This is a genomic window from Nocardioides sp. TRM66260-LWL (assembly GCF_020075545.1).
Taxonomy (GTDB): domain Bacteria; phylum Actinomycetota; class Actinomycetes; order Propionibacteriales; family Nocardioidaceae; genus Nocardioides.
The window spans coordinates 24,550-43,210 of sequence record NZ_JAIQZK010000012.1 but is presented as its reverse complement, the minus strand read 5'-3'; the positions used below and the strand labels follow the sequence as shown (position 1 = coordinate 43,210).

Annotated in this window: 24 protein-coding genes; 13 read left to right on the top strand and 11 right to left on the bottom strand. The window is 67.6% G+C overall.

Going from position 1 to position 18,661, the window contains the following annotated elements:
* The first annotated feature begins 21 nt into the window (after window positions 1-21).
* The 3 genes from K8Z61_RS18075 (at window position 22) to K8Z61_RS18065 (ending at window position 2,530) form a co-directional block, all read left to right on the top strand.
* Complete coding sequence (locus K8Z61_RS18075; protein ID WP_224131659.1) at window positions 22-744, top strand: response regulator transcription factor; 723 nt, start codon at window positions 22-24, stop codon at window positions 742-744.
* 71 nt (window positions 745-815) lie between these two features.
* On the top strand, window positions 816-1,886 hold the full coding sequence (locus K8Z61_RS18070; RefSeq protein ID WP_224131657.1) for a HAMP domain-containing sensor histidine kinase: 1,071 nt from the start codon (window positions 816-818) through the stop codon (window positions 1,884-1,886).
* Window positions 1,883-2,530, top strand: coding sequence for a hypothetical protein (locus K8Z61_RS18065; RefSeq protein WP_224131655.1), 648 nt, complete (start codon window positions 1,883-1,885; stop codon window positions 2,528-2,530). Before K8Z61_RS18070 ends, K8Z61_RS18065 begins: the two co-directional genes overlap by 4 nt.
* Before the next feature lie 9 nt (window positions 2,531-2,539).
* Here the strand turns inward: K8Z61_RS18065 and K8Z61_RS18060 are convergent, their stop codons facing one another.
* Window positions 2,540-3,136 (bottom strand): DUF2218 domain-containing protein, encoded by a 597-nt coding sequence (locus K8Z61_RS18060; protein WP_224131653.1) that lies wholly within the window; start codon window positions 3,134-3,136, stop codon window positions 2,540-2,542.
* A gap of 96 nt (window positions 3,137-3,232) precedes the next feature.
* On the opposite strand from K8Z61_RS18060, the gene K8Z61_RS18055 reads away from it, so the two are divergent.
* The gene (locus K8Z61_RS18055; RefSeq protein ID WP_224131650.1) at window positions 3,233-3,793 is read left to right on the top strand and encodes a TetR/AcrR family transcriptional regulator; all 561 of its coding nucleotides are present in this window, start codon (window positions 3,233-3,235) and stop codon (window positions 3,791-3,793) included.
* A 3-nt stretch (window positions 3,794-3,796) separates the two neighbouring features.
* On the opposite strand, the gene K8Z61_RS18050 is transcribed toward K8Z61_RS18055, so the two are convergent.
* From K8Z61_RS18050 to K8Z61_RS18040, 3 genes are read right to left on the bottom strand one after another with little or no spacing between them, the layout of a single operon-like run.
* Complete coding sequence (locus K8Z61_RS18050) at window positions 3,797-4,234, bottom strand: hypothetical protein (RefSeq protein WP_224131648.1); 438 nt, start codon at window positions 4,232-4,234, stop codon at window positions 3,797-3,799.
* Window positions 4,235-4,269: 35 nt separating this feature from the next.
* Window positions 4,270-5,043 carry a cytochrome c biogenesis CcdA family protein gene (locus K8Z61_RS18045; protein WP_224131646.1) on the bottom strand — a complete coding sequence of 258 codons (774 nt, stop codon included), beginning with the start codon at window positions 5,041-5,043 and terminating at the stop codon, window positions 4,270-4,272.
* On the bottom strand, window positions 5,040-5,591 hold the full coding sequence (locus K8Z61_RS18040; RefSeq protein WP_224131644.1) for a TlpA disulfide reductase family protein: 552 nt from the start codon (window positions 5,589-5,591) through the stop codon (window positions 5,040-5,042). Before K8Z61_RS18040 ends, K8Z61_RS18045 begins: the two co-directional genes overlap by 4 nt.
* 126 nt (window positions 5,592-5,717) lie before the next feature.
* Here K8Z61_RS18040 and K8Z61_RS18035 point away from each other — a divergent pair, with 126 nt between their 5' ends.
* The 3 genes from K8Z61_RS18035 to K8Z61_RS18025 are packed head-to-tail and all read left to right on the top strand — an operon-like array spanning window position 5,718 to window position 7,920.
* On the top strand, window positions 5,718-6,581 hold the full coding sequence (locus K8Z61_RS18035; RefSeq protein ID WP_224131642.1) for a hypothetical protein: 864 nt from the start codon (window positions 5,718-5,720) through the stop codon (window positions 6,579-6,581).
* Window positions 6,582-6,629: 48 nt separating this feature from the next.
* The gene (locus K8Z61_RS18030; RefSeq protein ID WP_224131640.1) at window positions 6,630-6,977 is read left to right on the top strand and encodes a BlaI/MecI/CopY family transcriptional regulator; all 348 of its coding nucleotides are present in this window, start codon (window positions 6,630-6,632) and stop codon (window positions 6,975-6,977) included.
* A complete protein-coding gene (locus K8Z61_RS18025) occupies window positions 6,970-7,920 on the top strand; it encodes a M56 family metallopeptidase (RefSeq protein WP_224131638.1) in 951 nt (316 codons plus the stop codon). Before K8Z61_RS18030 ends, K8Z61_RS18025 begins: the two co-directional genes overlap by 8 nt.
* 62 nt (window positions 7,921-7,982) lie before the next feature.
* Here the strand turns inward: K8Z61_RS18025 and ccsB are convergent, their stop codons facing one another.
* The 6 genes from ccsB to K8Z61_RS17995 all read right to left on the bottom strand — a co-directional run bounded on the left by ccsB (window position 7,983) and on the right by K8Z61_RS17995 (window position 14,292).
* Window positions 7,983-8,939, bottom strand: a complete 957-nt coding sequence (gene ccsB / locus K8Z61_RS18020; RefSeq protein ID WP_224131635.1) for a c-type cytochrome biogenesis protein CcsB — start codon at window positions 8,937-8,939, stop codon at window positions 7,983-7,985.
* Window positions 8,936-10,552: a cytochrome c biogenesis protein ResB gene (locus K8Z61_RS18015; protein WP_224131633.1), complete on the bottom strand. Its 1,617-nt coding sequence runs from the start codon at window positions 10,550-10,552 to the stop codon at window positions 8,936-8,938. The genes ccsB and K8Z61_RS18015 overlap by 4 nt, the downstream gene beginning before the upstream one ends.
* Window positions 10,545-11,381 carry a prolipoprotein diacylglyceryl transferase gene (lgt, locus tag K8Z61_RS18010; protein ID WP_224131632.1) on the bottom strand — a complete coding sequence of 279 codons (837 nt, stop codon included), beginning with the start codon at window positions 11,379-11,381 and terminating at the stop codon, window positions 10,545-10,547. Before lgt ends, K8Z61_RS18015 begins: the two co-directional genes overlap by 8 nt.
* Before the next feature lie 8 nt (window positions 11,382-11,389).
* Window positions 11,390-11,644: a hypothetical protein gene (locus K8Z61_RS18005; protein WP_224131630.1), complete on the bottom strand. Its 255-nt coding sequence runs from the start codon at window positions 11,642-11,644 to the stop codon at window positions 11,390-11,392.
* 143 nt (window positions 11,645-11,787) lie between these two features.
* Window positions 11,788-13,380 carry an N-acetylmuramoyl-L-alanine amidase gene (locus tag K8Z61_RS18000; protein ID WP_224131628.1) on the bottom strand — a complete coding sequence of 531 codons (1,593 nt, stop codon included), beginning with the start codon at window positions 13,378-13,380 and terminating at the stop codon, window positions 11,788-11,790.
* A 231-nt stretch (window positions 13,381-13,611) separates the two neighbouring features.
* On the bottom strand, window positions 13,612-14,292 hold the full coding sequence (locus K8Z61_RS17995; protein ID WP_224131626.1) for a M23 family metallopeptidase: 681 nt from the start codon (window positions 14,290-14,292) through the stop codon (window positions 13,612-13,614).
* Window positions 14,293-14,633: 341 nt separating this feature from the next.
* On the opposite strand from K8Z61_RS17995, the gene K8Z61_RS17990 reads away from it, so the two are divergent.
* The 6 genes from K8Z61_RS17990 to K8Z61_RS17965 all read left to right on the top strand — a co-directional run bounded on the left by K8Z61_RS17990 (window position 14,634) and on the right by K8Z61_RS17965 (window position 17,813).
* On the top strand, window positions 14,634-15,044 hold the full coding sequence (locus tag K8Z61_RS17990) for a DUF2752 domain-containing protein (RefSeq protein ID WP_224131624.1): 411 nt from the start codon (window positions 14,634-14,636) through the stop codon (window positions 15,042-15,044).
* A 67-nt stretch (window positions 15,045-15,111) separates the two neighbouring features.
* A complete protein-coding gene (locus K8Z61_RS17985) occupies window positions 15,112-15,315 on the top strand; it encodes a heavy-metal-associated domain-containing protein (RefSeq protein ID WP_224131622.1) in 204 nt (67 codons plus the stop codon).
* A gap of 10 nt (window positions 15,316-15,325) precedes the next feature.
* Window positions 15,326-15,505 carry a hypothetical protein gene (locus tag K8Z61_RS17980; protein ID WP_224131620.1) on the top strand — a complete coding sequence of 60 codons (180 nt, stop codon included), beginning with the start codon at window positions 15,326-15,328 and terminating at the stop codon, window positions 15,503-15,505.
* 260 nt (window positions 15,506-15,765) lie between these two features.
* Window positions 15,766-16,002, top strand: a complete 237-nt coding sequence (locus K8Z61_RS17975) for a hypothetical protein (protein ID WP_224131617.1) — start codon at window positions 15,766-15,768, stop codon at window positions 16,000-16,002.
* 586 nt (window positions 16,003-16,588) lie between these two features.
* Window positions 16,589-16,936, top strand: a complete 348-nt coding sequence (locus K8Z61_RS17970; protein WP_224131615.1) for a DUF4333 domain-containing protein — start codon at window positions 16,589-16,591, stop codon at window positions 16,934-16,936.
* A gap of 178 nt (window positions 16,937-17,114) precedes the next feature.
* On the top strand, window positions 17,115-17,813 hold the full coding sequence (locus K8Z61_RS17965; protein WP_224131613.1) for an NAD-dependent deacylase: 699 nt from the start codon (window positions 17,115-17,117) through the stop codon (window positions 17,811-17,813).
* Here the strand turns inward: K8Z61_RS17965 and K8Z61_RS17960 are convergent.
* Window positions 17,803-18,585 (bottom strand): TetR/AcrR family transcriptional regulator, encoded by a 783-nt coding sequence (locus K8Z61_RS17960; protein ID WP_224131611.1) that lies wholly within the window; start codon window positions 18,583-18,585, stop codon window positions 17,803-17,805. The two genes, K8Z61_RS17965 and K8Z61_RS17960, sit on opposite strands and share 11 nt — an antisense overlap.
* Window positions 18,586-18,661: the final 76 nt, after the last annotated feature.

Genomic DNA, 18,661 nt, shown 5'->3' with positions numbered 1-18,661 from the left:
GGCACGCGGAAGACTGGTGTCATGAGCACGCCTGAACAAGCCTCGCCGGTGCTGGTGGTCGAGGACGAGAAGCCGCTGGCACAGATCGTGGCCGACTACCTGACCAAGGGCGGGTACCACGCCATCCAGGTCCACACCGGGCCCGACGGAGTCACCGCCGCTCGCGAGATCGACCCGGACCTGGTCGTGCTCGACCTCGGGCTCCCTGGCTTGGACGGAGTGGAGGTGTGTCGTGAGATCCGCACCTTCTCCGACTGCTACATCATCATGGTCACCGCCCGCGACGACGAGGTCGACAAACTCATCGGTCTGGGGGTCGGAGCCGACGATTACATCACCAAGCCGTTCTCCCCGCGCGAGCTCATCGCCCGAATCCAGACCGCATTACGTCGGCCCCGGGCCAGCAAACTAGCCACCAGCCCGGCACCGACCGACGAAGCCCGCTTCGACGCGATGCGGCTCAGCATCGCTACCCGCGAGATCTGGGTCGATGATCGCGACGTGGCGCTGACCCGCACCGAATTCGACCTCCTCGCAACGCTGGCCGCAGCCCCGCGGCGGGTCTTCACCCGCCGCCAACTCGTCGACGACGTCTGGGGCGAAGGCTGGGGCGGTGACGAGCACATCGTGGACGTCCACATCACCCACCTGCGCCGCAAGATCAGCGACGACGCGACGTCACCGAGGTTCATCGACACTGTTCGCGGTGTCGGCTACCGATTCGTTGCTGAGCCGCGTCCATGACTCCCGATCCGCACAGACACCCCGCCCCGCGGCCGACCTGGCGGATCGGCACCCGCCTGTTACTGGCCCAGATGCTCGTGCTCGTGGCCGCCATTGCAACCGCGGCAGTGATCGCCGCTCTGGTGGGACCGCCGCTGTTCCACGAGCACATGCTCAAGGCCGACCACACACCCGACCCGTCCGAACGCATGCACGTCGAAGAGGCCTACCGCACCGCCAGCGCCATCTCCCTCGGTCTGGCCGTACTCACTGCTCTGGCGCTCGCGCTCGTCGTCAGCTGGTACCTCACACGACGGTTCCAGAAACCCCTCACCGATCTGACGAACGCGGCCACGGAGGTCTCTGGAGGCACCTACGACACCCGCGTCGCCGTCGGCGGTGCCGGACCTGAACTGGACACCCTCGCGAGCGCGTTTAACACCATGGCCGCCAAACTCGCCCACACCGAGGACACCCGCCGGCGGCTCCTGTCCGACCTCGCCCACGAGCTCCGCACCCCGATCGCCACGCTGAGCGCCCACCTCGAAGGACTCGACGACGGCGTACGCACCTGGGACGAGGCCACCCGAACCGTGCTGAGCGACCAGGTCGCTCGACTCGCACGCCTAGCCCAAGACATCGACGCGGTCTCGCGCGCCGAAGAGGGACGGCTCCACCTCGACCTCGCCGAGACGCCGATAGCAGAGGTCGTCGAGTCCGCGCTCCGCTCCCATCGCCAGATCTACGAGGCGAAACGCATCGCGTTAGAGGTGAGACCCGGACCGCCGACAGCGCTCACCATGGACCGAGAACGGATCATGCAGGTGCTGGCCAACCTGCTCGGCAACGCCGCGCGCCACACCCCTCCCGGAGGAACGGTGACCGTTGCATGGAAATCCGAGGGCGACACCCTGTCAATCACCGTCACGGACACTGGCGAGGGGATCACCCCCGAACAATTGCCCCACATCTTCGAACGCTTCTACCGCGGCGACACCGCGCGTGATCGCGAACAACAGGGCTCGGGCATCGGGCTCACCATCAGCAGGGCGATCGCCGAGGCTCACCGTGGCACACTCGCCGCCACGAGCAAGGGGCGCGAAACCGGGTCCTCCTTCGTGCTGACCCTCCCGCACACCAGCACCAAGGATCGCCGTCGATGACCAGTTGGACCTTCGCGATGGTCGACCTCGCCGGGTACACCGCGCTGACCGAGACCCATGGCGACGACCTGGCCGCTGACCTGGCCGTCGCGTTCGCCGGACTCGCTCGAGCCAACCTCGACGACGGCGATCGCCTCATCAAGCCGATTGGCGATGCCGTGCTGCTGGCATCAACCGGCCCGCGCGCGGCCGTCGCTCTCGTCGATCGGCTCCTGACGGCCACTGCAGAACTCGACGGTTTTCCCCTCGCCCGCGCCGGCCTCCACCACGGCCCCGCAGTCGAGCGCGACGGGGACATGTTCGGCGCGGCGATCAATCTGGCCGCACGAGTCGCTGGCCAGGCCGCAGGCGGCCAGACCCTCGCGACCAGGGAAGTGGCCGAGGCTGCCCGAGAACTCAGCTACCCAGTGACCCGGATCGGCAAGGTGGCACTGCGCAACGTCTCCGAGCACCAAGAACTCTTCGAGCTCGGGATCGGTCCGCTGCCCCGGACGGGAAGCGTCGACCCCGTCTGCCGCATGTGGGTCGACCGCGCCACCGCCGCCGGCTCTCTGCGCTACCACGACGCCGAGTACTGGTTCTTCTCACTCGACTGCGCCCGCCGATTCGCCTCCGAGCCAGAGACCCACACAGGCCACGACTAACGACCACCTTCAATGCCGGCGCCACGGTGGCAAATGTCCACGCAAGCTGGCCACCAAATGGCGGGCTGCAAAGTGGCGGACTGCGAGAACCTTCCCGGTGACGACCAACCCGAGCGCGAGCAGCGCCCACCACGTCCACCCGTTGCCCACAAGCGCCGCAGCGAGACCCAGGTGAACAACCACGACCGCCGCGAGGATGACGACGAACGCGATCCCGCCGAAGAGTCGCCCATGCCGTGGAGACGACCCGAGCACACTTTCGGGCGACTGCTCACCCTCGGCTGCCGACCAGGCCACCGACAGACCGTCACGACGACCGATGCGCGTCACGCGGCCTCCCACCCCCGACTGGATCCGCTCCAGGTCCGCCGCAGTAGACGCCTCGGCGAACAGTACGAGCTCGCCCTGCGTGGCCGTGACGGTGCACCGCCCCCACGCAAACTCGAGGACCACCGCCCCCTCAACCGTGGACGCGTCCCGGATCGGAGGCAGCCCCACGGCACCCCCGATCTGAGTCTGACGGAGCATGCCCGCACCGTGCCGGGCCAGCTGATCGCGGTAGCGCTCGGCACGCGGCGTGTCGATCCTGGCGGTCGAATGGAGCATCGCTCCTCCTTCATCGGGCTTCGGAACATCATCACGAAACACTATGACCGATACGATACAGACTGTCGCAACAGTGACGATCTGTAGAGTGGAGACATGCCGAAGTCATGGGGTGAGTCGGTGGCCACGCACCGCAGCGCGGTGCGCGACGCCATCAAGGACGCCACGTGGTCACTGGTCCACGAGCACGGCGCCGCGGGCCTATCGATGTCGCAGATCGCCGATCGCGTCGAAATCTCAAGGGCGACGTTGTACCGCTACTTCCCCGACGTCGACTCGATCCTCGTCGAATGGCACACCGACAAAGTCCACGCCCACGTCACGCAACTACGGCACGCCGCGGCCGACGTCACTGACCCGGCCGAGAGACTCGCCGCGGTCCTGACCTGCTACGCCACGATCGCGCGCGGCGTGCCACGCGGAGGCGAGCTCGCCACTCTGCTGCATCAGGGTGCCCACCTGGAGCAGGCCGAGCAGCAGGTACTCGATCTGTTCGCCGAGGCGATCACCAGCGCCGTTGAGGCGGGAGCCGTGCGTGGCGATGTGGCACCCGCCGATCTGGCGCGGTACTGCCTCTACGCACTGGCAGCTCCCGGTGGCTCCGAAGCGTCGGGCGCCGTGCTCGTGCCGGTGGTGCTCGCCGGCCTCCAACCCTGAACCCTAGGCGGGGTCTCGGAACCGTTCGGGCAGCAATTCGTCAACGCTGGGTAGCAGCGAGGGGTCACAGCTTTGCAGTTCGTAGCGCACGACGACCAGCAGCGACAGCGTGCTTCCTGGTTCGTCATCCATCGTGAAGCCGCCGTTCGGGAAGTCGCGAGCGAACTGCTCCATCGTTTCGACCGGGCCGCGCACTGATCCGGGTCGACGCGTCGAGATCGGCACCTTGCAGGCGCGGCCCATCGCGTGCAGTGCACGGTGTGTCTCCTCGACTCGATTCTGAGGCGGGAACTGGGTCGGTGTCGGCAGCGTGGATTTCGCAGTACCGCCGATGACCACCGGGCTCGCAGGCCCAGGGGCGGGACTGCTGTCGGTGAAGGCGCCGGCCAGACCGATGCCGATGACGGCGAACAGCGCCAGCACGAGGAAGACGGCGCTCATCGGATGCCGGATCAACCAGACCACGACGCGGCCCGTCACAGCGGCGGCTGCCAAGTACCGATGAGGGTACGGAGGCTGGCCAACCACGCTCCCCATACGCCGCTGACCTCGAGGACCCCGAGCACAATCAGCAGCCCGCCTCCGATCCGCATCACTGCAAGCGCGTGTCGCCTGGCGAACGCGAAAGCGCGGAAGACACGACTGATTCCGAGCGCTGCCAGGAGGAACGGGATGCCGAGGCCGAGGCTGTAGGCGAACGACAGCACGGCACCACGACCGGCGGTGCCGGAGGTGGTGGCCAGCGAGAGCACGGCGGCCAACGTCGGCCCGATGCACGGTGTCCAACCAACGCCGAACATCACGCCCAAGAGTGGTGCTCCAGCGAGCCCGACGCGCGGCTTGTAGGCCATCTTGAACGTACCGGAGAGCACCGGGATCGTCGCGAGGACGCCGGCGAAGCTGAGGCCGAGCGCGACGGTGAGCACTCCGAGGATGCGGAGGATCACGTCCTGGTGACGGATCAGGGTACTGCCCAGAGCGCCGAAGAACAGGCCATAGCTGGTGAACACCGCGGCGAACCCGAGAACGAACAGGCCAGTGCCGACCACCGCCGTGGAACGCCGAGCCGGCGAGGCCTGTCCGGTCGCATCCGCACCCGCTGCGCCGGTCACATAGGCGAGGTAGCCGGGCACGAGCGGCAGGCAGCAGGGGCTGAGGAACGAGACCAGGCCAGCAAGCACCGCGAACGGAAGTGCGGCCAGCAGGGGGCCATACGCGACGGTTGTGCCCACCGACATGGCGTGGATCACGACAGCTTCTCCGTGTCCTCGATGAGTCCCCGAAGTGTGTTGCCGTCGACCTGGCCGACGACGCGTGCCCGGATGACGCCGGCCCGGTCGACCACGAGGGTCGATGGCACCGCGCTGACCGGAATGATGCCGGTGAACTGTGCCAGAACGAGTCCGTTCTGGTCATCGAAGCTGGGATAGGTGATGGCGTAGTTGCTTGCGAAGGCGCGGGCCGCTGCGGGGTTGTCGCGTACGTCGATGCCGACGAACCGCACCCCGCGGGGCGCGGTTTCGGCCGCGATTCTCGACAGGTCGGGTGCTTCGGCTCGACATGGCGCGCACCACGAGCCCCACACGTTGAGAACCAGCACGTGCCCGTGGAGGTCTGCAAGGTCTAGCGACTTTCCGTCCACTGTCTTGCCGCTGATCGTCGGGAGTGCGATGCCGGCATCCCCCCTGTACAAGGTGAGCCCGACGCCGGCGTTGGAGCCGTCGTTCCCGGCGGTCGCCTTCAGGTGTCGGACCTGCCACCAACCGATGCCGACCACCGACACGATGATGAGCAGCACGATCCCCGTTCGTGCCTTCCGGAGTGTCTCGTTCAACCGTCTACCCATCTACTATCGTCGGTAGTTGATAGTAGATGGGTAGACCTCGCCATCTGGGAATCGGGGTCAGCGAAGGACCACCAAACGATGAGCACCTCGGCCGACAATCGACTCTTCGGCCTCTCGCCGCGCGCCCGACGCTTCGTCATCCCGGCGTTCGTCGTCATGCTGGCGGTCATCATCATCGGGACATACGCCAACCGCCGCTACGAGACCGCGAGCGCGGCCGGGCCGGTTGTCGGTGGGGACCTCCACGCCGTGGCTCAGATGGGCGACCGTGTGTTCGTCGGCGGACACGGCGGCGCCGGCTACCGGCTCAGCGGGGGAGGATGGACGCAAATCACCTCGCTGGACGACAAGGACGTCATGGCGTGGGGCATGTCGGGGGCGACGCTGTTCGCAGGCGGACACGCGGGTCTGTTCACGTCTACGGACGCGGGGCAGACGTTCAATCCGGTCCGCGACATGTCCAGGGCCGACGTTCATGCGGTCGGTGCCAGCGACGACGTGATCTATCTGGCGACCACGGACCTGGGGGTGATGGTGTCCCACGACGGTGGGCGTGTGTTCGACCTTCGCAGCGAAGCCGGCCGCGCCTTCATGGGCACCATCTGGGTCGATCCTGCCAACCCCGACGTCGCGATCGCCCCGTCCATGCAGCAAGGCGTCGTCAAAACCACCGACGGCGGCCGGACCTGGAGCCCGCTCGGCAGCGCGATGGGGTCGATGGCCGTCGCTGTTGACCGGAATGGGACGAACATGGTCGAGGTCGGCATGGACGGAGCACAACAGAGCAACGACGGGGGACAGACCTGGTCCGCGCTCGCGGTTCCTCAGGGAACCAGCGCGGCCTCCTACACTTCGAGCGGAGACCTTCTCGTTGCGGCACTAGCTGGTGACCGGGCCAACGTTTACCGTCAGACCGCGAACGGCTGGGACCCTCTGGTGTAAGCGCCGCCAGTGAGCGCGATTGAACGATTGAGAAGGAGGTCGACAGGCATGCGCCAGTTCGGGGATCTGGAAGCCGTCGTGATGGACCACCTCTGGTCCACCGGCGATCCGCTGACCGTCCGTGACGTCCTCGCTCGGATCGATCGCGACCCGCCGCTGGCCTACACGACCGTTCTGACGGTGATGGACAACCTGCACCGCAAGGGATTCCTCACCCGCGAGAAGACCGGTCGCGCCTTCGCCTACCAGCCCACCAAGGACCGCGCAGCGCACACCGCGGAGCTGATGCACGAGCTCGTGAGCGACAGCGGTGACACGTCGGTGACCCTGCTGAGGTTCCTCGACCAGATGTCACCGACCGAGGTGAACCGATTGAAGCGAGCACTCGGTGATTAGCGCCATCCTGCTGGCGACCTACGCGCTCACCGCAGGCACGCTAGCCGCAGGATGGCTGCGCGATGCGACGTGGACCACCCGTGCCCCGCAGTTAGCAATCGCGGCCTGGCAGGCACTGGCCGCATCGGTCCTGCTCTCGCTGGCGGCGAGCGGACTGGCCCTGGCGATCTCCTTCCCGCACGTCAGCGCCGACCTCGCCGGTCTGTTCAATCTCTGCGCGGAGAACCTGCGCCACGGGTACGCCTCACCCGGCGGCACACTGACGTCATTGCTGGGCTTGACGCTCTTCCTTGCGTTGCTCGCGCGTGCCACCTGGTGCGCACTACGCACGACCACTGCCGACCGTCGCGAACGGACCACCCGGGTTGCGGCCCTCGACCTACTCGGCCGCTCCGATCTTCTGCCGGGAGCGCTCGTCGTCGACCACGACGCGCCCTACGCGTTCTGTATCGGTGGGCGAAGCCACCGGATCGTGGTGACCAGCGGCCTGCTGGCCACCCTGGACCAAGATGAGCTCGACGCGGTCCTGGCCCACGAGCACGCCCACCTGCGCCAGCGCCACCACCTCACCATGTCGGCCTGCCGCATCTTGTTCTCGACCCTGGTCCCGTTCTTCCCAGCCTTCCGCCGAGCGATGCCGCAAGTGCGCATGTACGCCGAGCTCAGTGCTGATGACTCCGCACGTCGCCACGTCGACGCCGGGTCACTGCGCAGCGCACTTCTGCGGCTCGCGTGCCTTCCAGCGCCCGCCGCAACTCTCGCTGCAAGCGCGCTCGACGTCGAGACCCGCCTGTTGCGCCTGGAAGCTCCGAACCGTCGACTAGGCCGCGGGTCGACCGCGTTCGGCGCTCTCGGGATCGGAGCTGCCATCGTGGTGCCGCTGCTGCTCGCAGCCGGACCCGCACTGGCGATGGCCTGGGAAGGCATCTGCCTGCTGGGCTGAACCGGGTGGCGACGTTCCAGCCCGACCGTCGCGTCAGCAGCGTGCGGCGCCTGCCGAACGGACTACTTTCCGGCGTAGGAGTGAAGCCCGCTGATGAAGAAGTTCACGCCGATGAAGTTGAACCAGAGTGCAGCGAACCCTGCAAGCGCCAAGTAGGCGGCCTTGCGGCCCCGCCACCCCGCTGTGGCCCTGGCGTGAAGGTAGGCGGCGTACGCCACCCAGGTGATGAAGGCCCACACTTCCTTCGGGTCCCAACCCCAGTAGCGACCCCACGCGTACTTCGCCCATATCGGCCCGGCAATGAGCGCGGCAAAGGTCCACACCGGGAACGCGAAGGCATGGATCTGGTACGCGAGGGCATCGATCGTGTCCGCGTCGGGCAGCCGGGATCCGAGCCCCTTGGTCCGTCCCGCTGTTTCAGCTCGGCTTCGAATCAGGTACATCGCGGTGACCAACGCCCCGACGGTGAACGAGCCGGTCGCGATCATCGCGGCGGTGACATGGATGTAGAGCCAATAGGACTGCAACGCCGGGACCAGCGGGCCGGCAGGGACATCCAGCAGCAGGACGGCCACCATCAGCAGCACGACTGTGAATCCCGTCATCGCCAGGCCCAGCCACCGGACCGGCTGGAATCGCAGCCATACAAGGTAGGTACCGACGGCCACCGCGGTGCCCGTGATCGTGAACTCATACATGTTGCCCCACGGCACGCGGCCGGCGGCCAGTCCACGCGACACGACGCCAGCGACATGCAGCAGGAAAGCCACGGCGGTCAGGGAGACGCCGAGGTGGCCGGCCAAATCCTTCCGGTAGGACTGCGGCACCGGCTCGGCCGCGATCTGCGTCGGGGTCGGGGTGCTGGCCGTCGAGACGTACTCGCGGGGAAGGGCTGGCTCCGCTACGGGTGTCCGTGTGAGGGCCCACTCGGTGATGTGAGCGGTCATCGCTAGGCAGTAGATGATCGCTGCCGACATGATCGCGGTGTTGCTGAAGTGGGAGTACTGGACGGCGTTCATTCGGATGCCCCTGTGACGTCGGTGGTGAGCTCGGCAGTGAGGTCGTTGAGGACCTTGGTGAGGGCGGCTCCTCGGGCCGGGCCGTCGCGTTGGTCCAAGCCGGCCAGCTCGAGCTCGGTCTGGCCTGCGGTGGCGCGTGCTCTGATCCAGATCCGCCGTGGGCGCACGTACAGCGACCCGATCAGCCCCAGTAGTGCCAGCACTACGGCGGTCAAGGCGAGCGGAGACGCCGGCGAGGAGGCGATCTGCAGCCGCGCGTAGCGGCGCAGTCCGTCGAAGCGGACGGACCCGATCCCGCCGGGCAGCTTCCGTGTCTGGCCGAGTGCGATGGTGAGGGTGAGTGGCTTGCCGGCGTTGTTGCGGACCTGGGTGAGGTGGGTTTTGGTTAACGAGTAGACCGATTGCGGTACGCCGGAGCCGAGCCCAAGATCACCGGTGAACGCGGTCAGGGACAGTGTGGGTGCCAGGGCGTTGGGGAACGCTGAGTACGGGCCGACGCCAGGCGCGGTGGCATAGGTGGGGAGGAACTGGCCCTCGAACCCCAGTTGGGTCGGCGAGGCATCGGGTGCCTTGATCACGCCCCATGAGGCGTAGGTACTGCTGGTCGGCAGGAAGACCGTCGGCCCGGAGTAAACGACCTTGCCGTCGCCGTCGCGAACGGTGATCTCTGGGGCGTAGCCGTTGCCGGTCAGGAAGACGTCGGTGCCGTCGATGCTGAGGGGATGGTTGACCTCGAGGGCGATGTTCGTCGGGGACGCGCCGCTGGGAGTGGAATAGGTGACGTCGGCCCGGAACGAGGTGGGTTGACCGAGCTCCGGCCCGGACGTCAGGTAGTTGACCTTGAAGTCGTTGAGCTTCAGGTTGAAGCCGGCGAGCCGATCGGCGCTGAAGAGACTCCCGGGGGCGTAGTCGTCGTACGCCTCTCGTGTGTTGGTGAACGTCTGGCCCGACACGATGTTGACCGAGCCCTTGTAGCCGAACATGTCGCCGACGGCGAAGGCGACCAAGACGGCGAGCAGGCTGACATGGAACAGCAGGTTGCCGGCCTCGCGGAGGTATCCACGTTGAGCAGCGACAGCGAAGCCGCCATCGGCCTCCTCTACGACGTCGACTCGGTACCGTGCGCGCTGCAGCAGCCGTGAGGCGTGCTCGGCGACGGCCCGGGCGGGGAGACTCGTCATCGTGGTGATCGAGGCGGGTAGCCGCTGCAGGTTCCGGGGAACCCGTGGCGGCCGTGCTCGCACAGCACGCCAGTAGACGCGAACCCGCGGCACGATGCACCCGATCAACGACACCATCAGCAACAGATAGACCGCCGAGAACCAGGGCGATCCGTAGACGGTGAAGAGGTCAAGCTTCGTGTAGATCCGGGTGAGATCCGGGTGAGCCGTCTGCCAGTTGATGACCGCGTTGGGGTCCACCCTGGTTTGCGGAATCAGGGAGCCGGGGATCGAGGCGAGGCCCAAGAGCATCAGCAGCATCAGCGCGGTGCGCATCGAGGTGAGCTGGCGCCAGGCCCAGCGACCCAGCTCTCGAGGTGACATCGCTGAGGGGACCGCGGCCGGCTCAACGGGCTGCGTGCTGAGCGGGGAAGTCTGATCGAGATCAGTCACGCGAGGGCACCGTCGACTCCAGAGGCCGCGACGTGGACGTGGCGCGCCGGGTCAGTACCAAGAACGACACGGCGGCCGCGAAGATCAGCAGGCTGGTCCAGTCGTTGAGGCGCAGACCGAGGAAGTGGTTGACCTTGTCGATGCGCAGGTACTCGATCCAGCCGCGACCCACCGTGTAAGCGGCGACGTAGACGGCGAAGAGGCGAAACCCGCCGACCTTGAACCGGCTGCCCACCCACCACACGAGTGCAGCGACGCCGAGATCCCACAGAGATTCGTAGAGGAACGTCGGTTGGAAGGTCGTGACCGTCTCGTATCCGGGGGGCCGGTGAGACGGCGCGATCTGCAGACCCCACGGCAGACTCGTGGGGCGACCGAAGAGTTCCTGGTTGAACCAGTTTCCCCATCGTCCGATGGCCTGCCCGATCGGCAACGCGGGCGCGACGGCCTCGGCGACGAGTGCGAAGGAGACGCCAGCGCGGCGAGCACCGATCCACGCACCGATCGCGCCGAGAGCCACCGCTCCCCAGATCCCCAGGCCACCGTTCCAGATCGCGAACGCGTTCCACGGGTTCCGTCCGGCGGCGAAGTAGAGCTCAGGGTCGGTCAGCACGTGGTAGAGCCGACCCCCGAGGATCCCGAAGGGAACCGCCCACAGGGCGATGTCGCTGATAGCTCCCGGCGGCCCCCCGCGCTTCACCAGGCGCCGCTCGGCCAGCCAGCAGGCCACGACGATGCCGGTGATGATGCACAGCGCATAGGCACGCACGGGGAAGACCCCGAGATGCCATACACCTTGGGCAGGGCTCGGTAACGCCAGAACGGTCACCGTGGTCCTCAGATCCGCGGGTTCGGGTCCATGGCGATACCGCCGATGACCGCGATGACGATGGCCATGGGGTAGCCGAGCAGCAGGTCCTGCCAGCCCATCGAGATCGGAAGTGGTCGGAAGCCCGCATGCGCAAGCAGGTGCTGCACGGCGACAAGCCCCGCCAGCGCGAACAGCGTCCACGAGATGACCCGACGCTTCGTCCAGTTGGACAGTTGCTTGTCGACAGCGCTGTTCTTGGCGCGTCGCCTGATGCTGCTCACGGCAGACCAACCTCCTCCATGTATCTACTATGACGCATAGTAGATCCTCGGCGGAGGAAATCTCACCCGGGGAGGCAGACGCCTTCACAGCCCCAGCGCTGGTGGTCACGGTGGTCGCCAGCAGGGCGCGACCACGCGTGGCCCTAGGAACCAGGAATCAGGACCGCCGTGCTCGCTGATGTGGTCTCGTAGCCGTTGTCGCTGGCGTAAGTGACGACCACATGCTTCATGCCAGGCTGAAGACGCCGTGAACGGCTTCCCGCGACACCGTCGACCAACGTCTTGGTGGCCTCGAGGCCGGCGACCCGAATGCGCACCGATCCCGAGGGCACGCGCCCCAGGCCCTCCGGCGGAACGAGGACGGCCTTCACCCCGATGCGGCGACGGCGGACTCGGGTGGTCAATGTGATCGTGGGTCGGGCCGTGACAGTCTTGCCGAACGGTGCGACTTGGGTGATGGCGAGTCGGCCTGGTGCCGACGCGGTGACCGAAACCGACAGGCTCATCCCGAAGTCGGCTGGAGCTACTGCATAGGTCGGACCCGTTGCACCTGCGATCGGGGTGCCGTTGCGCATCCAGGTGTAGGTGAACGTTGCGTCCGATGCGTCAACCCGTCCGGGGATGGCCGTGAGAGCCCCGCCGACCTCCGCGGTTCCAGAGACCGCGACAGGGTCGACGACTGCGAGCAGTGTTTTCGCTGCCTCATCCATCAGCGCACGAGTCTGCTGGCGGATCTGGGGCAACTGGGCGTAGAGGTGGCTGCCCGGGCAGGCGGTGTCGTTCGTGTCGCGGTGCCCGTCGATCACGGGCAGGTCGACAGCGCGGCCGGGAGCAAACTTGTCGCTTCCCTCGGAGACGACCCGTGCCTGGCCGAGGGGGTCGCCGGACCATCGGCTGAGTTTCCAGGCGGCGATTGCCGCCACCGCGTTCGGGATCCTCGGATCGGGTGCGCCGACCTCGAAGTTGCCGATCACCGCCACCCCGGCGGATGTGGCGTTGAAGCCGAGGGTGTGTGCGCCGCGAACCCGACGTGCGACACCCCCGGCCCGTCCTTCCCAGATCCGACCGAAGCGGTCGACGAGAAAGTTGTAGGCCAGGTCCGACCAGCCGAGGTTGTGAGTGTGATACCGATACATGCCGCGGATGATCGCGGGGACATCGGTGACCGCATAGTCGTTCACGCTTGCGGTGTGGTGGACATGGACTTGCTGGAAGGCGTGGTTGTAGCGCGGTGCGCTGTCTCGCCACGACTCGTCGGCGCCCCAGGTGGCGCGCGATAGAACTGTCGGGCGAAGCCGCTCGGTCGCGTTGGTCGTCCCCTCGAGGAGTGTGGAGGGGATCGAGGTGCCTGCGGGGCCGACAGCCGGGACGGTCGCGTCGCTGGGCAGGGGCTTGGGGTAGAGCAGGACCAGTTTCATTTGCGGCGCGAGCACGCCGCGTACATCGAACTGGACTCCGTCTGACAGGCCGACCCACACAAGTTCGGTTCCGGTGTGGTCGCTCGCCGCGGCGCCGCCCGAAGTTGCCGCCTCGTGTGCTGGCGGAAGGGGCCACCAGTTGCTCCACGTTCCCGCGCGGCGCGTCCTGACCCGAACCGTCGGTGTCTGGGGGCTCGTCGTTGCCCACGCGAACCCGATCATCGTGAAAGCAGTGGCGTCCAGGAGACCAGAGCGCCAATGGGTGGGCCCGACGGTCTGCACCCCTGCCGTGGCGATGGGGACCTCCAGCGTGTCCATCCCTGGCTGGACATGGGAGGACAACTCCAGTCCGCCGCGCCCGGTTCCGGCAGCACCGTGGCCCAGTGTGAGCCGCACGCCGGCGGCCCCGGCAGTCCCGAAAGCGGCAAGGGCAAGAGCGCCCTTGATGACCGGGCGCCGCCCCGCCTGGAAAACAGCACCACGAGAATCATCTGCATCACGAGTCACACAATCAACTATCCCAGATAGTTGATCAATCCCGGGGAACCGCTATGGCGTCACGCCGTGTTCGGGAAGCGCGATCTGGGGGTCGATCGGATCGCCGCCGTGGGGCCGCACCTCCAGGTGAACGTGCGAGCCGGTGCTGTTGCCGGTGCTCCCGACCTCACCGATGACCTCGTCTCGATCGACTGGGTCGCCGACGCGAGCGAGGATCTTCGACTGGTGGGCGTACCAGATCTCTGTTCCGTCCAACAGTGTCTCGATGGTGCGGTAGCCGTAGGAGCCGGCCCAGCCGGCCTCGGTGATCGTCCCTGCAGCAACGGCATGGATGGCGGTGCCGTAGGTGGTCGCGAAGTCGAGGCCGGTGTGGGTAGAGCTCCACAGTGAGCTCGCCTCGCCGAACGTTCCGGTCAGGTGGTAGTCCCGCACCGGGAGCACCCAACGCCGCGCGTCGAGTTCGCGAGCGTAGGCGCGGGCCTCGGCCTGCTGCTTACGGAGAACTCGCTGACGCTGCCGGGCGGCTTGGTCGGCCGGGTCGACGGGCGCCGCCGACGTACGGTTCGTCGACCGGCTGATCCCCGACTCCCGCTGCTCGAGCGTGCTGGGATCGGCCGCGATTGCTGCGACCGGCGCGCGCCAGTCGGCTGCGACCGCGCGCGGCGCAGCGCCGTGCTCGGCTGCCATCGCCGCGCCGCCGCCGACCGCGCCCGCCACCACCAACGCGCCCATCACCTTGGGGTAGGAGGACGGCAGCGACCGCAGTAGGCCGGCGCTGGGTGCGGCGCGGTGTCGGCCGCTGGTCGGGTGGTCAGCCGTCTTCCGGCGTTTGCCAGCTCCCGCGTACGGTGCTGCCGGTGGCTCGTCGTGGCCCGTTTGGCGATGCCGTCCCACACACTTCCCTTCCGCCTCCCTATGACACGGCCCTGCCCGGGCAAGAGGGGATGGTGGGTGCCCAAAACGGGGAAGCCGGGCACCCACCGGGGTGGGAACGATGCCCCGCTCTACTATTGACCATAGTAGATTCAGGAGTAGGCAACCAAAACGCGTGTCGAGGAGCAAGGAGCGCTTGAATGGCTACCGCTGTGAGCTTCTCGCAAGCTCTCGTGGGTGTGCGGTGGTCTCGCCGCGACGAAATGCGTCTGGTGACGTGGGCCGGCATCGCCGGTCTCGGGCTCGCCATCGTCATGGCTCGGTTCGGGCTTCCACCGGTCGACCTTCATGGCCCCCTGCACCGGATGGGTATCATGGACCCGCTCTGCGGGGGGACGCGCGCGGCACGCCTCACCGCCCAAGGCAAACTGGGCTCCGCCTGGACCTACAACCCCCTCGGAATCCTCGCGACCTTCGTGGCCGCGGCGGCCGTGCTGCGGATGATCGTCGGCGTGACCGCGCGACGATGGTTGAACCTCCAGATCCACTGGAGCCCGCGGCTGCGATGGGCCACGCTCATTCTTGTCGTTGGCGTGCTGATCGTGCTCTAGATCCGCCAACAAGGCCGCGCCGACCTCTTGACCAAGCCCTACTGACACCATGGAGGAACAATCGATCATGACCTCCAGCACCTACACCGTGACCGGCATGACCTGTGGCCACTGCGTCGCCTCCGTCACCGAGGAACTCAAGGCCATCCCCGGAGTCGAAGACGTTGCCGTCGATCTCAGCACCGGCAAGGTCGAGGTCAACAGCGCCGCGCCCCTCGACCCGGCCGCCGTCCGGGGCGCAGTCGAAGAAGCCGGCTACAACCTCGCCTGAAATGTCACCCATGGCCGTCATCGGCGTCATCGCCGTCCTGCTCGTCGTAACAATGCTCACCTACGGCACGCTGACAGGTCGCATCAAAGCGACCTCGGGATGTTGCGCCCCAGCCGACCCCCGCAAGGACCTCCGCATGCGAGCAGCCTTCTTCAAAGAAGAGCAAGAAGCAGCAGGCCACCAGCAGTAGAAGCCGCTCTGATCGCGCTGAGCGGACACCCGCTTATAGACATTGAGAAGGCCCATTCCCGCGGGCTATGAGCGTGTCGCCGCCCGTGCGCTCTCCGGCGCCTATTGACGGCCCGGCCGACTTCCGCGGTCTAGGTGCACCGAAGCCGTCGGTCCGCGAGGAGTTGACGGATCGTGTCCGATCCGGGCGGGATGCTGTTGCTTGTCCCGACATCAGCGCCTGCAATCAGGTTCGGCGCGTCATAGAGGGAGGTACCGGCCATGTCAGAACTCAAGATGGGGCCAATCCAGATCCCCGACGACTGGGACGACAACGGCATTCTGTTGTTCGAGGAGTTCTGTACGTTCATTCACACTCCACAACGCACAGTGCGCGACTGGAAGCAGCGATGCATCGGTCCGCGGTGGTGGAAGTTCAACGGCAACGGACGGCTCTACACAACCGTAGGAGAGCTCCGCCGCTTCCTCACCCCGATTGGCGCCGGCAGCGACCGGTGAGTAGGCACCTCCCCACAAGGTGCCCCAAACAGCCCGCGCTGGGGAACGATCCTTGGCGCAGCTTCCGGGATTCGCAGGTCGATGTCGGCGGCCCTGGACGTGAGCGCGCGTGGCCGATAGTCCGTTGCGTTCGGTCACCCGGTCGGGTGTGCGTTCGTACGGTGCGGCGCAACCGTTCGCTCAACTGGTCGCCCCGACGTCGATCAGTTCATGCAGCACCATTCGCCGGTCCGGAGCCGGTCGTCAGTCGGCACCGCGGTCGCCCAATCCGACGCCGAACCATTCAACTAGGCCTTGCCTCCCGGTGCCACGCTGAGCAACCGCCCACTGTGCACGTACTGCGCACAGCACGATCATCACGGACCGTCAGCGGTCGTCAGCGATCGGAACGTTTCCGCAGGTCAGGAGCACATCGACGTCACTAGACGTTTGCTTGCGTCAAGCGTGCAGGGGTTCCCCTGGTACTACTGAGCCGCCTGCCCCGGACGGACCCCCGACGCCGGCTGTGACCCGGGCGACCCCGCGCGCGGGCAAAATCTGTCGTGTTTCCGGGACGTCACAGCGCCGCGCACGCTGTCATGTCGCCATGCGTCTCCGTGTCCTCGCCGCCTCCCTGTCCGTCGCCTCCCTCGCCCTCCTCGGCGCCTGCAGCGCCGAGGTGAGCGTCGGCAGCGAGAAGTCGATGAGCAAGGCCGACCTCGAGAAGAAGCTGACCGAGAACTTCGAGCAGAACAACCCCGACACCCCGCTCGACTCCGTCAGCTGCCCCGGCGACCTCAAGGCCGAGGTCGGTCAGGCGCAGACCTGCACCGTCGTGGTCAACGGCGAGTCGGTCGACGTCAAGGTCACCGTCACCTCCGTCGACGGCGACAACATCAACTTCTCGATCGAGGAGCAGAGCTCGGACGCTCCGAGCGAGTCCCCCTCGGAGTGACCCGACGGTGACCCGACGATGATCGGACGATGACCCCGTCCGCCTGACCTCGACGGCGCGACGTCCGGCTGCGGCCGGCGTCGCGCCGTCGGTCGTCGTGGCGTCCGTCCTGAGCCCGAGCGGTCCCGACCCTCGGGCGCGTTGGCGCGCCGGTGCGGCCAGGGCGTAGACAGGACCCATGAAGGTCGTCGTCCTCACCGGTGCCGGCATCTCCGCGGAGAGCGGGGTGCCGACCTTCCGCGACGCCGACGGCCTGTGGGTCGGTCACCGCGTCGAGGACGTCGCGACCCCCGAGGGCTTCGAGGCGCAGCCGTCGCTGGTGCACCGCTTCTACGACGAGCGACGCCGCTCGCTGGCCGAGGTCGAGCCGAACGAGGCGCATCGCGCGCTGGCCCGGCTCGAGGACGTCCTCGGCGACGACCTCCTCGTCGTCACGCAGAACATCGACGACCTGCACGACCGCGCGGGCTCGACCCGGCTGATCCACATGCACGGCGAGCTGCTCTCGGCCTGGTGCCAGGGCTGTGACGCCCACGTGCCGTGGACGCGCGACCTCGGCGACCTGCCGCCGTGTCCGTGCTGCGGCGTCACCGCGCTGCGTCCCGACGTCGTGTGGTTCGGCGAGATGCCGTACCAGATGGAGCGGATCATGGGCGCGCTCGCGGGCGCCGACCTGTTCGTCTCGATCGGCACCTCGGGCGCGGTCTATCCCGCCGCCGGCTTCGTGCAGCAGGCCATGCGGGCCGGCGCGCGCACGCTGGAGCTCAACCTCGAGCCCAGCGAGGGATCCCTCTGGTTCTCCGAGACCCGCCACGGGCCGGCGTCCGAGCTGGTGCCCCGGTGGGTGGACGAGGTGCTGCTCGCCGTCACCCCGTGACCGGCACGAGGTGGGCGCGCAGCACGCCCTCGAGCCGCTCGCGCTCGTCCGCGAGGCCGATGGTCGGCAGGAAGCCGAGCATGGCCTGCAGGAACATGTCGCCGCTGTCGATGATCCGCGGGTCGAGGTGGCCCATCACCTCGAGGGTGACGATGCCGTAGAGCCGCACCCAGCCCTGGATGTAGACCCACAGCAGGCCCCGGTCGGCGTCGTCGAGGCCGGCGGTCTTCGCGGGGATCAGCGGGTCGCGCACGGCCTCCTGCACCGCCGGCGGCAGGTCCTCGACGCGCGGCAGCGGGAAGCGCCGCTGCTCCCAGATCGCGCGCAGCTGGTCGGTGAAGTGCATGGCGGAGTGGGCGACCGTGACGAGGTCGCGCCGCGCGCAGCTCGACTCCGCGATCGGGTTGGCGAAGGCCAAGGCGAACTCGCGGGGCTCCCGCAGGCCCCACGTCCGGAAGGCGGCGGCGGACGCGCAGAGGCGGGCGGCATGGTCGTCGGCCGGGTGGGAGTCGGCGGCGGCGGCGAGCTCGACGGTGGCGGCCCGGTCGATCTCGAACGCCACCAGCTCGACGAGCTCCTGGTGGCTGCCGACGTAGCGGTACAGCGCCGGGGCGGTCATGCCGATCCGGCCGGCGATCGCCCGCAGCGACAGCTCGACGTCCTCGGCGAGCAGGGCGCGGGCGGCGTCGACGATCTCGCCCGTCGTCTGCTCGCGGTGGCGTGCCCGGCGGCTGACCGCTCGGTCGGCGTCGGTGCTGGCGGTCGGGGTCACGCGGCTCCTCGAGATGGTTGACGCGTGCAGTTTACACCGTTTATCGTTAACGCCGTTCACGAAACTGACGGGGTGT